Below are 12,178 nucleotides of genomic sequence, written 5' to 3'. Positions count from 1 at the left end.
CTGCCGCCCTCTATCTCAGCCCGCGAGCTTCTCGACCGAAGCGCCCCAGCGCTCGTTCAGCTCGGCGAAGTAGCTCTCCTTGTCGCCGTCGGCTGCCCCGCGTGCGACGTCGATGAGCTTCTGACGGTAGATCGGGCCGTACAGGTCGATCTGGGAGTCGCTGGAGACCTCGTTCAGCAGGCCCTCCTTGCCGGCGGGTGCCGCGTTGATCTCCATGAGCTCGACGCCGGCCGCCTCGAAATCGGCGAGCGAATCGGGCAGAGGCGCATCCTTCAGCGGAGAGACCATGCCCTGCGTCTCGGTGTAGCCGGACTCGGACACGACCCACTGGATCCACGCCCAGGCGGCGGCCTTCGACTTCGAGTGTTTGCTGACGGCGAGGTTGTAATCGCCGCCGATGACGGCCAGTTGGGTGCCATCGACGTTGGCGGGGAAGGCCATGAAGCCGATGTCGTCCGCGGAGGCCCCGTTGTCCTCGGCTGCCTGCTTGATCTGCGAGATGGCCCAGGAACCGAGCGGCATCGTGGCGATCTTGCCCGTGCCGAGGTCGACCTTGGACTGCTCCCAGTTCGTCGTCAGCGGGTCGGCCTCGGTGAGACCGGCGGCGACCGTCTCGTACAGCAGACCGTCGATCGCGTACATGTCGGTGCCCTCGGTCCACGGCGCCGGGTCCTCTGCGAGGGTGATCGGAGCATCCGGGTCGTTCGTGATGCCGCCCAGGTTGCCGAAGCTCTGAGTCAGCGGCCAGCCGTCCTTGTAGTTCGTGTACATCGGAACGGCCTCGGTCGAGTCCTTGACCTTCTGCAGTGCGTCCAGCCACTCGTCTTCGCTGGTCGGCAGCTCGGAGACGCCGGCCGCTTCGAAGATCTTCTTGTTGTAGACGACGCCGTTCGCGTTGCCGCCGAAGGCGATGCCGTACTGGGTGCCCTCGTAGCTCGCCGCCGGAAGGAACCGGTAGGTGTCCTCGAAATCGGCCGTGTCGCCGAGCGGCTCGAGGAACTGCTCGTACTGGTCTGGCTGGATCGCGGGGATGCCGATGACGTCGCCGTAGTTGCTCGTGCTCATGCGGGTGAGCATCTCGCCCGCATAGTCGGTGATGCCCTCGAACGTGACCTTCACGTCGGGGTACTCCTTGTTGAACTCCTCGGCGTACGCCTCGAGAGTGCCGTCCTCGACGAGGTCGGTGCGCCAGGTGACGACCTTGATGTCGCCTTTGACCTCGCCGTCGATCGTGTTCCCCGCGTCGGTCCCGGTCCCGCCGCCGCTCGAGCACGACGTGAGCAGGAGCGCGGTGGTCGTCGCTGCGACGACAAGGCCAGCCATTGCCTTGCGTGATGCCATGTGAATCTCCCTTGATGTGGTGGCAGCCGGCCAGCGGATCTGAGGACCCTGATCGCCGGATGTGGATGTCAGCGTAGGACAGACTCGGCGAGTTGTAAAGCGCTTTAGTGCAATATCCGTCGTACGATAGTCGAGAACTGGGCCCTCGATTCGGCTTTTGATCTGCTATTTTCCTGTCGGCATTCCCATCCCCTCGCTCGACGGGACGAGCTGTCCGTCGTTGTCATCACCCGATTCATGGCTACGATGGACCGCATTCACGCCTCCGAACGAGAGCCCTTCCGATGACGACTGTGCAGCCGCGAGCCACCCTGGACGATGTCGCGCGCCTGGCCGGAGTCAGCGCGAAGACGGTCTCCCGGGTGTTCAACCAGCCCGAGCTCGTCGGCGCCGCGACCGCCGATCGCGTCCAGGCGGCGGCGACGCGCCTGCGCTTCCGCCCGAACACGCTCGCCCAGCATCTGCGCCGCGGCGGCGGCACGGACACCGTCGGGTTCGTGATGGGCGAGTTCGGCAACCCGTTCTACTACAAGGTCGCCTCCGGCATCGAGGCGGAGATCGCCCCGCACGGCCACCATCTGCTGCTCGCGACGACCGACGACACCGCGGAGGGGGAGTCGCGGGTGGTCGACGCCCTGCTCGGGCAGCGCGTCGGCGCGCTGCTGATCATCCCCGTCGCGGACGACCAGGCGTACCTCGAAGGCGAGCGCCAGCTCGGCACTCCGGTGATCTCGATCGACCGCGCGGCCACCAACGTCCTCGCCGATGCGATCGTCCTCGAGAACCGCCGGATCCTGCACGAGGCGACGCGGAGGCTGCTGGCGCTCGGGCACCGCCGCATCGGCTACGTCTGCAACCCCTCGAGCGTCTCCACCCAGGTCGATCGCGTGGCGGGGTATCGCGCCGCGATGGCGGAGGCGGGAATCCCCGACACGGACGCGTGGTGCCGCCTGAGCGACGATCGCACGGAACGCGCTGAGACCACCGTCGGAGATCTGCTCGACTCGGACGACGCCCCGACCGCGATCATCACCGGCAACAACCGCATGACGATCGGAGCGCTGCGCGCCATGCGCGAGCGGGGCGACACGCGCACCGCTCTGATCGGCTTCGACGACTTCGACACCGCCGATGTCATCGGCGTCTCGGTGATCACCTACGACCCGGTCGAGATGGGCCGTCAGGCCGCACGATTGGCGATGGAGCGGATGCAGGATCCCGCCGGGCCTCCTCGCCGCATCGAACTCCCTACATGGATCATCGAGCGCGGCACCGGCGAGCGTCCGCCGCAGGAAGGGAACACCGCATGAGCGCGCTGTTCACGCTGGAACGCGATGGTGTCGGCCTCGTCGTCGACGCCCGTGGCACTGCTCTGCCCCGCATCCTGCACTGGGGAGATGCGCTCGGCCCGTTGAGCACGACCGATCTCGAGGCCGCGGCCGACGCCGTGGGGCGCCAGAGCGCGCCGGGCACGCTGGATGCCCCGGTGCAGCTGAATCTCCTGCCCGCGGAGGCCGACGGGTGGAGCGGGCGCCCCGGTGTGCAATTGCGCCGCGACGGCCGTCTGCACCATCCGCGGTGGACACTCGTGAGCGCAACGGCGACCGCCGACACGGCGGACGTGAGCGCCCACGACTCCTCCAGCGGCCTCGTACTGACCCAGCGCATCGCCATCGCACCGGGCGGGCTCGTGCTCGTCGACGCATCCCTCGAGCACCGTGGCGCGTCTGACGCCTCGGCCGTCGAGGTCGAGTGGCTCGAGCCGACGCTCCCCGTTCCGACGACCGTCTCGCATCTGACGACGTTCGACGGCCGGTGGAGCAGGGAGAAGCGCCCGGTCACCACCGGGTTCCCCGTGGGGTCGCTCGCCCGCCAATCCCGCCGAGGACGCCCGGGGCACGATGCCGCGACCCTGCTCATCGCGTCCGAGGCGGCACCGCGCTGGCGCTCGGGACGCGTATGGGCGTCGCACGTGGCCTGGTCCGGCGACACGACCTATCGCACCGATCGCGTGACCGACAGCGTCACGCTGATCGGCGGCGGCGAGCTGTTCCGTCCGGGCGAACTCGTGATGGAGCCGGGCTCCGCGTACGCCGCACCGACGGTCGTGTTCTCCTACGGCGCGGACGGCCTCGACGCCATGGCGGCGCGCGTGCACGACTGGCTGCGGTCGCGCCCGCAGCATCCGCGTACCGACCGGCCCTTCACGCTGAACACGTGGGAGGCGGTCTACTTCCGTCAGTCACCCGACCGCCTCATCGCGCTCGCGGAGCGCGCCGCCGAAGTGGGCGTGGAGCGCTTCGTGCTCGACGACGGCTGGTTCGTCGGCCGCGACGACGACACCACCAGCCTGGGCGACTGGATAGTCGACCCCGTGGCATGGCCGGACGGGCTCGGGGTGCTCTCCGACCGGGTGCACGCCCTCGGCATGCAGTTCGGGCTGTGGTTCGAACCCGAGATGATCAGCCTCGATTCCGATCTCGCCCGCGCGCATCCGGACTGGCTGCTGCACGACCCGCGGCATCTCGCGCACGACCCCGCGCTGAGCTGGCGCACGCAGTACGTCCTCGACCTCGCGAACCCGGATGCCGCGGCGCACATCCTTGAGCAGATGAGCGCCCTCGTGGGCGAGCTCGGCATCGACTACATCAAGTGGGATCACAACCGCGATCTGATCGAGAGCGTGCACGACGGCATCCCCGGATCCCACGCCCAGACGGCGGCCGTCCTGCAACTGATCGCCGCGCTGAAGTCCCGGCATCCGGGTCTCGAGATCGAATCCTGCTCCAGCGGAGGAGCCCGGACGGATCTCGGCATCCTGCAGGTGACCGACCGGGTCTGGGCGAGCGATTCGAACGACCCGATCGAGCGGCAGGACATCCAGCGCTGGACCGGGCTGCTGCTGCCGCCCGAGCTGGTCGGGGCGCACGTCGGGCCGACCGAGTCGCACAGCTCGGGCCGCGTCACCGACCTGTCGTACCGGATCGCGACGAGCCTGCTCGGCTGTGCCGGGCTCGAATGGGACATCCTCGGCTGCGACGCCGAGGAGACCGCCGCGCTCGGACGCTTCACGGCCCTGTACAAGGAACTCCGCCCGATCGTGCACGGCGGGCGCGTGGTGCACCCGGACCTGCGCGATGGCGCCTGGCGGGTGACGGGGCACGTGACGCCGGATGCCGCGGCCGCCGTCTTCGTCGTCGCGACCGTCGCGAGCGTCGAGGATGCCCGCGCCGAACGGCTGCTCTTCCCCGGGCTCGACCCAGATCGGCGCTACCGGGTGCGCGTTCGCGACGAGATCGGCGAGACCAAGGGTGGCTGGGTCGTCCCGCCATGGGTGCGCGCGGGCGAGATCACCCTTCCCGGTGCCGTGCTGGAGAGGGTCGGCCTGCAGCTGCCGACCCTGTGGCCGGCGCAGGCGCTGCTGCTGCACCTGACCGCGGTGGACTGACCGGCTACGGCCGCGCCGGTCCGGTGGATTCGCGCGGACGCAGCACCGGTGTCGAGTCGAGATCGGCCTCGGGCGCCGCTCCCCCGACGACGTCGAAAAGCCGCCGCGCCACGTGCGCGCCGAAGTTCACGACGTCATGGCTCAGCGATGTGAGACGTGGGTACGTGTGCTGGCACAGCACCGAGTCGTCCCAGGCGATGATCGAGAGATCATCGGGGACGCGGATGCCGAGCTGTGCGGCGACACCGAGTGCAGCCACCGCCATGATGTCGTTGTCGTAGATGATCGCGGTCGGGGCGTCCGGAGCGGTCAGCGCCGACCGCGTCGCCTCGACGCCCTCGGCCGGGGTGAAGTCGGTGTGCAGCACGATGGGCTCGGCATCCAGAATCCGCATCTCGTCGAGGAAGGCATCGTCCCGGATGCGGGTGTGCGCCAGTTCGACCATGCCGGCGACGCGCGCGATGCGCCGGTGGCCGAGCTCGACGAGGTGTCGGACCGCCGCACGGGCGGCAGTCGCGTCGTCGGTGCCGACCGTCGTCAGCCCCTCGGCGACGCTCGGGTCGCCGACGACGACGGCGGGGAGGGCCGGGGTCTTGGCGAGGTAGTCGATGCGGGGATCGTCGACTCGCACGTCCGTGACGATCACGCCGTCGACACGGCGGGCTTTGTGCCAGCCGCGCAGAGTCTCGAGTTCGCTCTCGAGATCGGGGACGACCTGAAGCAGCAGGCCGTGATTGCGCAGCGACAGCTCGGTCTCGATGCCGGCGAGGAACTGCATGTAGAAGGACTCGACGCCGAGATTGCGCGGGTCGCGGGCGAGCACGAGCCCGAACGTCGCGGTCTTCGCCCCGGCGAGCGAACGCGCCGCACTCGCCGGCGCCCAGCCGAGCTCGTCGGCGACGGCGAGGATGCGTGTGCGGGTCTCGGCCGAGACGCCCTTGCGGCCGTTGAGCGCGAACGAGACGGCGCCGATCGAAACACCGGCGCGAGCCGCGATGTCCGCGATCGTCACGCGCCCGGTGGTCCTGCTCACTCTTGAACCCTACGCCCAACCCGCGAGACTTCTTCTGCGCGATGAGGCTCGGCCGGGAGGCTGCGCCTCGCGCCGCTACGCACGTCTCGCGGGGCCGAATGTGCCCCGTCGTCGCCGGTTCCGGTCGCAGCCTGTGCCGCTTCCACGGCGACGAGCGGGATTCCGGTCGCAGTCTGTGCCGCTCTGACCGAGGCCAAGCGACACCAACTGCGACGGGAGCACCGCTGACGATCACCGAAACAGCACCAACTGCGACGGGAACTTCGGGGGTCGCCGCGCCCCGTCAGATCCGCAGGAGCGCCGCGCCGTGCGGCGGCAGAGCCACGCGCAGGACGGCGCTGCCCGGGGCCACTCCGCGTGCGGCATCGCTCTGCACGGCCACCGGTTCGAGCGGCACCGCGCGCGCTGTCCACAGTTCGGTCGCGACACCGGATGCCGGGAAGCCGATGTTTCCGGCATCCAGTACGGCATCCATCGGGGCGGATCCGAGATTGAAGGCGGCGGCGTAGCGCTCGCCGTCCGCACCATCCGCGGCCCACAGCACCAGCGCACCCTCGCGGAAGACCTCGCGGTTGCGCGTCGAGCGCGACAGGACGGACAGCACGTCCGCGTTCTGGAACAGCGCGATCGTCGCCGGATCGGACGAGGGCAGATCGCCGCCGATCATGAGCGGCGAGCGGGCGATGATCCACAGCGTCAGCAGCGAGACGCGCTCGTCCGGGGTGAGCCGGTCGTCGCGCGGCTCGCCGCGCTCGGCGCGGATGCCGATGCGCCCGAGCGGCAGCATGTCGCCGTCCGGCCAGCCTTCGGGTCCCGCGAACGGAGCCCACCGCGCGAATCGGGCGAAGTTCGCCTCGACATCCGACCACTGGTCCCACAGGTCGTCGCAGATGCGCCACATGTCGGCGTGCTCGCGGAGGTGATCCAGCCGCTCGAGCGACAGGTCGCGCCCGGGCGACAGACTCAGGACGATGTCGCGTCCGGAGCGCTCGATCGCGGTCGCATACGCCGAGACGTCGGCGGCCTGGTACGGCCAGAGCATGTCGTCGGCCTTGATGAAGTCGACACCCCACTCGGCGTAGAGCGCGAGGGTCGAGTCGTAGTACGCCTGCGCCGCCGGGTTCGCGTGGTCGAGCCCGAGCATGTCGGGGTTCCACTCGCATACGTTGGTCTCCTCAGCGACGGCGGATGCCCGCACATCGGTGCCGAGGATCGGCAGGTCCTGCGCGACCGCCCGCCTCGGGATGCCTCGCATGGTGTGGATGCCGAAGCGCAGGCCGAGCTCGTGCACGCGTGCGGCGAGGGGGCCGAAGCCCGCCCCACCGGCTGAGCTCGGGAAGCGATCCGGATCGGGGATCAGCCGGCCGTGCGCGTCGAGGTGCAGCGGCGCATCGGCGTTGTAGCCGTGCGACCGCGCGGTGGGATCGGCCCAGTCGATGTCGACGACGATCGTGTCCCAGCCGAAGCGCAGCAGATGCTCGGCCATGAACTCGGCGTTGGCGATGACCTCGGCCTCGGTGACGGTGGTGCCGTAGCAGTCCCAGCTGTTCCACCCCATCGGCGGTCGCGACACGGTCACAGCGCGGCGATCCGCCAGGATGCCGCGTGCGAGGCACCCGGCTCCAGCACGATGAGGTCGACGCCGGAATTGAACGCGTCGGGCGGGCAGGTCATCGGCTCGACCGCCAGGCCGATGCGATGCGTCGCGTCGATTCCGGTGTCGGCGGTGTGCACCTGCACCCACGGGCAGGCCTCGTCCCAGCGCATCGCGACGCCGGTGCCGTCGGCCGCGGTCAGTCGCACCTCGGTGATGCCGCCCGCGCGATCGAGCGAGGTGAACGCGTGGTCGATGAACACCTCGCCGATCTCGCGCGCCGCGCGGAAGTCCCACTCCGGGTGATCGGTCACGGGCTCGACCGCGCCCGGGCTGAGCCGGTCGGGCGTCACCGTCAGGACCTCGGATGCCGGAAGCGCGAACGTCCAGTCGTCGACGCGTCCGTCGCCGGCCACGAGGTACGGGTGCGGTCCGGTGCCCCACGGCGCGGCATCCGCACCGAGGTTGCGGGCCGTGACCGTCTGCTGCAGACCGTCGGCGTCGACCGCGTATTCACTGGACACCTCGACGCGGAACGGGTAGCCGTCCTGCGGCTGGATGACCGCGACGAGCACGACCCGGTCGGCCTCCACGACCTGCGGGCGGAAGTCAGCCCACGACAACAGTCCGTGCAGCGCCTGGCCGCGACCTGGCTCGGTCAGCGGCAGCTGGTGCTCGACGCCGGCGAACGCGTAGCGGCCGTCGACGATGCGGTTCGGCCACGGAGCGAGCGTCGTCCCGCGGTACCCGGGGCGGACCTCATCCGCATCGAACGGCACGACGAGGTCGCGCCCCTCGAACTCGAGCACGCGCAGCGAGGCGCCGACCGACGCGACGACCGCGCGGTAGCCGTGCGCGGCGATCTCGTACTGCGCGCCGGAGACCGGCTCCGTGGCCGCCGACATCACAGTCCCTGCGCGAGACGGTAGTAGGCCTGGTTCCAGCGGACCTGCTTCTGGAACTCGACCAGCGTGGTGTCCTCGTCGATGACGAGCAGCTCGACCTCGGCCATCTCGGCGAAGTCGCGGAACGCCTCGAGCCCCACCGCGGTCGACATGACGGTGTGGTGCGCAGCACCGGCGGTCAGCCAGGCGGCGGCCGACGTGTTGAAGTCGGGAGCCGGCTTCCAGACGGCGCGGCCGACGGGGAGCTTGGGCAGCGAGGCCCGCGGCTCGACGTTCTCGACCACGTTGGCGGTGAGGCGGAACCGGTCGCGCATATCGCTCATGGCGACGACGACGGCGGGTCCGGCATCCGCAGTGAAGACCAGGCGGACCGGGTCGTCCTTGCCGCCGATGCCCAGCGGGTGGATCTCGAGCGTCGGCTTGGCCGTGGTCAGCGACGGCGAGACCTCGAGCATGTGCGCGCCCAGGATCAGCTCGTCACCCGGGGTCATGTCGTACGTGTAGTCCTCCATGAGGCTCGCGCCACCGGGGAGGCCGGCACCCATCACGTTCGCGATGCGGACCAGGACGGCCGTCTTCCAGTCGCCCTCGGCGCCGAAGCCGTAGCCCTCGGCCATGAGGCGCTGCACCGCGAGGCCCGGCAGCTGCTTCAGCTCGCCGAGGTCCTCGAAGCTCGTGGTGAAGGCGCCGAAGCCGCCCTCCTCCAGGAACGACCGAAGGCCGATCTCGATCGCGGCGCCGTCGCGCAGCGACTGGTGGCGTTCGCCGCCCTTGCGCAGTTCGGCGACGACCTCGTAGAGCTCTTCGTACTCGGCGACCAGGGCGTCGATGTCGGACTCGGATGCCGCGGCGACGGCCTCGGCCAGCTCGTTGACGCCCCAGGTGTTGACCTGGACGCCGAAGCGCAGCTCGGCCTCGGTCTTGTCGCCCTCGGTGACCGCGACGAAGCGCATGTTGTCGCCGAAGCGGGCGAGCTTGAGCGAACGCGAGGCGGCGAGGCCGGCTGCGGCGCGCTGCCAGGTGCCGAGCTCCTGCTGGACCCGAGGGTCGGATGCGTGGCCGACGATCGTCTTGCGCGGGACGCCAAGGCGAGTCTGGATGTAGCCGAACTCGCGGTCGCCGTGCGCGGCCTGGTTCAGGTTCATGAAGTCGAAGTCGATATCGGCCCATGGGAGCTCGACGTTGGCCTGCGTGTGCAGGTGCGCGAGCGGCTTCTGCAGCGCGTCGAGACCGGCGATCCACATCTTCGCCGGGCTGAACGTGTGCATCCACGCGACGAGGCCGATGACCTTGTCGTCGGCGTTGGCCTCGAGGGCGGCCTTCTTGATCGCGGCGGAGTCGGTCAGCACCGGCTTCCAGACGATCTTCACGGGGACGTCGCCCGCGGCATCCAGAACGCGGGCGATCTCCTGCGACTGGTCGGCGACCTGCGCGAGCGTCTCGGGTCCGTACAGGTGCTGGCTTCCGGTGAGGAACCAGACCTCGTAGCCGTCGAGGGAGGTGGTGAGCTTGGGCATTTCAGGATCCTTCAGAGGTTCTCGGTGGCGGCGGCCTCGATGGCCAGACCCGCACGGTAGCGGTCGAGGTAGGTGGCGAACCCGGCGACGTCCGCCGGGTCGGGGTCGGTTGTGGAGAGGGATGCCGAGGCGAACACGCTCTCTTCGAGGAACGTGCCGAGGTCGGCGTCCTGCGCGTGAGCGAGGTACGACGCGAGCACCGCGATGCCCCACGCCCCGCCCTCACTGGCGAGCTCTCCGACCGCGACCGGCGCGTCGAGCGCTCCGGCCAGGAAGCGCTGGGCGACACCGGCGGTGCGGAACATCCCCCCGTGCGCGAACATGCGGTCCAGACCCACGCCCTCTGCGGCGAGCACCTGCATGCCCAGCGCGAGCGTGCCGAACACGCCGTACAGCTGCGCGCGCATGAAGTTGGCCAGTGTGAAGGCGCTGTCCGGCGTGCGGACGAACAGCGGGCGCCCTTCGGTCAGGCCCGCGATCGGCTCACCCGCGAGGTGGTTGTACGCGATCAGGCCACCGGCATCCGCTTCGCCCTCGAGCGCCTCCCGGAAGAGGGCTTCGAAGACGACGTCGTCGGACAGCGGCTGTCCGGCGGCCGCCGAGAAGCGGGTGAACAGCCCTGCCCACGCGGCCAGCTCGCTGGCGCCGTTGTTGCAGTGCACCATGGCGACGGCGTCACCTGCGGGGGTCGTGACGAGGTCCAGCTCGTGGTGGACGCCTGCGAGCGGGTGCTCGAGGACGACCATCGCGAAGATGCTGGTTCCGGCCGAGACGTTGCCGGTCCGCGGGGCGACCGAGTTGGTCGCGACCATGCCGGTTCCGGCGTCGCCCTCTGGTGGGCACAGCGGGATGCCGGGCTGCAGCGCTCCGGTCGGATCGAGCAGGGCTGCGCCCTCGGCCGTGAGCGTGCCCGCCGCAGCACCGGCGGGAAGGACCGCCGGCAGCAGCTTGGTGACCGAGGCGGGAAGCCGGTCGGCGGCGCGCTCGTCGTACGCCGCGATCATGCGGGCGTCGTAGTCGCAGGTCGCCGAGTCGATCGGGAACATGCCTGAGGCGTCGCCGACCCCCAGGACCCGTTCACCGGTGAGCTTCCAGTGCACGTAGCCGGCGAGGGTCGTGACGAAGTCGAGCTCCGGGACGTGCATCTCGGCATCCACGACGGCCTGGTGCAGGTGTGCGATCGACCAGCGCAACGGGATGTTAACACCCAGCAGCTCGGTCAGTTCGGCGGCCGCGACGCCGGTGTTGGTGTTGCGCCACGTGCGGAACGGGACCAGCAGCTCGCCCGCCTCATCGAACGCGAGGTAGCCGTGCATCATGGCCGATATGCCGATCGCGGCGAACGTCACGGGCTTCACGCCGTAGCGGTCGTGCGCGTCGGCGACGAGGTCGGCGAACGCGGCCTGCAGGCCCTGCCACACCTCGTCGATCGCGTAGGTCCAGAGGCCGCCCTCGAGGCGGTTCTCCCACGAGAACGACCCTGTGGCGAGCACCTCGGTGGCGTCGGAGCCGATCAGGCACGCCTTGATGCGGGTCGAGCCGAACTCGATGCCGAGGCTCGTGCGGCCGGTGAGGAGGTCGTCGCGCGCTGAGCCCGCCGAAGCGGTCATCGGCGGGCGTCCGAGCTCTGGCCGTACACGTTCTGATACCGGTTGAAGAGGCTGTCCACGGCCTCCTGCGGGATCGGGATCAGCGGGCCGGCTTCGCGGGCGTAGTGCACGGTGCGGGCGACGTCTTCGACCATGACGGCGGCCTTGACGGCATCCTTCGCGTCGGTGCCGATCGTGAACGGGCCGTGATTCTGCATGAGGACGGCGCGCGAGCGGTGACCGGTGAGGGTCTGCACGATGCCGCGGCCGATCGAGTCGTCGCCGATGATCGCGAATGGTCCGATCGGGATCGGTCCGCCGAACTCGTCGGCCATCGCCGTGATGACGCAGGGGATCTCCTCGCCGCGAGCGGCCCACGCGACGGCGAAGGTCGAGTGCGTGTGGACCACGCCGCCGACATCGGGCATGTGGCGGTAGACGTACGCGTGCGCCGCGGTGTCGCTGGACGGGCTCCGGTCGCTGCCGGCAGTGCCGGGGACGACGTTGCCGTCCAGGTCGCACAGGATCATGTTGTCGGGCGTCAGGTCGTCGTAGCTCACGCCGGACGGCTTGATCACGAACAGGTCGGCGCCGGGGACGCGGCCGGAGACGTTGCCTCCCGTCCAGACGATCAGCTCGTAGCGGACCAGTTCGCCATGCAGTCGGGCGACGTCCTCGCGGACGGTCTGGATGGCGGCTTCGATCTCAGGGGCGAAGACAGGGGCTTCGTTGCTCACGGATACCTCATCAT

At 69.9% G+C, this 12,178-nt stretch carries 9 protein-coding genes; 2 read left to right on the top strand and 7 right to left on the bottom strand.

What is annotated here, in order from left to right; translation table 11 throughout:
• Positions 1-15 precede the first annotated feature (15 nt).
• Positions 16-1,341 carry an ABC transporter substrate-binding protein gene (locus M2317_RS05030; RefSeq protein WP_429457911.1) on the bottom strand — a complete coding sequence of 442 codons (1,326 nt, stop codon included), beginning with the start codon at positions 1,339-1,341 and terminating at the stop codon, positions 16-18.
• Positions 1,342-1,625: 284 nt separating this feature from the next.
• Here M2317_RS05030 and M2317_RS05025 point away from each other — a divergent pair, with 284 nt between their 5' ends.
• Together M2317_RS05025 and M2317_RS05020 are read left to right on the top strand one after the other, a co-directional pair.
• Complete coding sequence (locus M2317_RS05025; protein ID WP_429457909.1) at positions 1,626-2,651, top strand: LacI family DNA-binding transcriptional regulator; 1,026 nt, start codon at positions 1,626-1,628, stop codon at positions 2,649-2,651.
• On the top strand, positions 2,648-4,789 hold the full coding sequence (locus M2317_RS05020) for an alpha-galactosidase (protein WP_429457907.1): 2,142 nt from the start codon (positions 2,648-2,650) through the stop codon (positions 4,787-4,789). Before M2317_RS05025 ends, M2317_RS05020 begins: the two co-directional genes overlap by 4 nt.
• 4 nt (positions 4,790-4,793) lie before the next feature.
• On the opposite strand, the gene M2317_RS05015 is transcribed toward M2317_RS05020, so the two are convergent.
• The 6 genes from M2317_RS05015 to M2317_RS04990 form a co-directional block, all read right to left on the bottom strand.
• On the bottom strand, positions 4,794-5,822 hold the full coding sequence (locus tag M2317_RS05015) for a LacI family DNA-binding transcriptional regulator (protein ID WP_429457905.1): 1,029 nt from the start codon (positions 5,820-5,822) through the stop codon (positions 4,794-4,796).
• A 283-nt stretch (positions 5,823-6,105) separates the two neighbouring features.
• Positions 6,106-7,380 (bottom strand): glycoside hydrolase family 27 protein, encoded by a 1,275-nt coding sequence (locus M2317_RS05010; protein WP_429458708.1) that lies wholly within the window; start codon positions 7,378-7,380, stop codon positions 6,106-6,108.
• Positions 7,381-7,397: 17 nt separating this feature from the next.
• Positions 7,398-8,321, bottom strand: a complete 924-nt coding sequence (locus M2317_RS05005) for an aldose 1-epimerase family protein (protein ID WP_429457904.1) — start codon at positions 8,319-8,321, stop codon at positions 7,398-7,400.
• A complete protein-coding gene (gene araA / locus M2317_RS05000; RefSeq protein WP_429457902.1) occupies positions 8,321-9,838 on the bottom strand; it encodes an L-arabinose isomerase in 1,518 nt (505 codons plus the stop codon). The genes M2317_RS05005 and araA overlap by 1 nt, the downstream gene beginning before the upstream one ends.
• Positions 9,839-9,849: 11 nt before the next feature.
• Positions 9,850-11,448, bottom strand: a complete 1,599-nt coding sequence (locus tag M2317_RS04995) for a xylulokinase (RefSeq protein ID WP_429457901.1) — start codon at positions 11,446-11,448, stop codon at positions 9,850-9,852.
• Complete coding sequence (locus tag M2317_RS04990) at positions 11,445-12,164, bottom strand: L-ribulose-5-phosphate 4-epimerase (protein WP_429457899.1); 720 nt, start codon at positions 12,162-12,164, stop codon at positions 11,445-11,447. The genes M2317_RS04995 and M2317_RS04990 overlap by 4 nt, the downstream gene beginning before the upstream one ends.
• Positions 12,165-12,178 lie beyond the last annotated feature (14 nt).

The sequence above is a fragment of the Microbacterium sp. ZKA21 genome, assembly GCF_050434165.1.
Classification (GTDB): Bacteria; Actinomycetota; Actinomycetes; order Actinomycetales; family Microbacteriaceae; genus Microbacterium.
This window is presented reverse-complemented; position numbering and strand designations above follow the sequence as displayed.

Coding starts and splice junctions, on each gene's coding strand:
- M2317_RS05020 (WP_429457907.1), top strand. CDS start 2,648: ATGAGCGCGCTGTTCACGCTGGAACGCGATGGTGTCGGCCTCGTCGTC.
- M2317_RS05010 (WP_429458708.1), bottom strand. CDS start 7,380: ATGGGGTGGAACAGCTGGGACTGCTACGGCACCACCGTCACCGAGGCC.
- M2317_RS05025 (WP_429457909.1), top strand. CDS start 1,626: ATGACGACTGTGCAGCCGCGAGCCACCCTGGACGATGTCGCGCGCCTG.
- M2317_RS05005 (WP_429457904.1), bottom strand. CDS start 8,321: ATGTCGGCGGCCACGGAGCCGGTCTCCGGCGCGCAGTACGAGATCGCC.
- M2317_RS04995 (WP_429457901.1), bottom strand. CDS start 11,448: ATGACCGCTTCGGCGGGCTCAGCGCGCGACGACCTCCTCACCGGCCGC.
- M2317_RS05030 (WP_429457911.1), bottom strand. CDS start 1,341: ATGGCATCACGCAAGGCAATGGCTGGCCTTGTCGTCGCAGCGACGACC.
- araA (WP_429457902.1), bottom strand. CDS start 9,838: ATGCCCAAGCTCACCACCTCCCTCGACGGCTACGAGGTCTGGTTCCTC.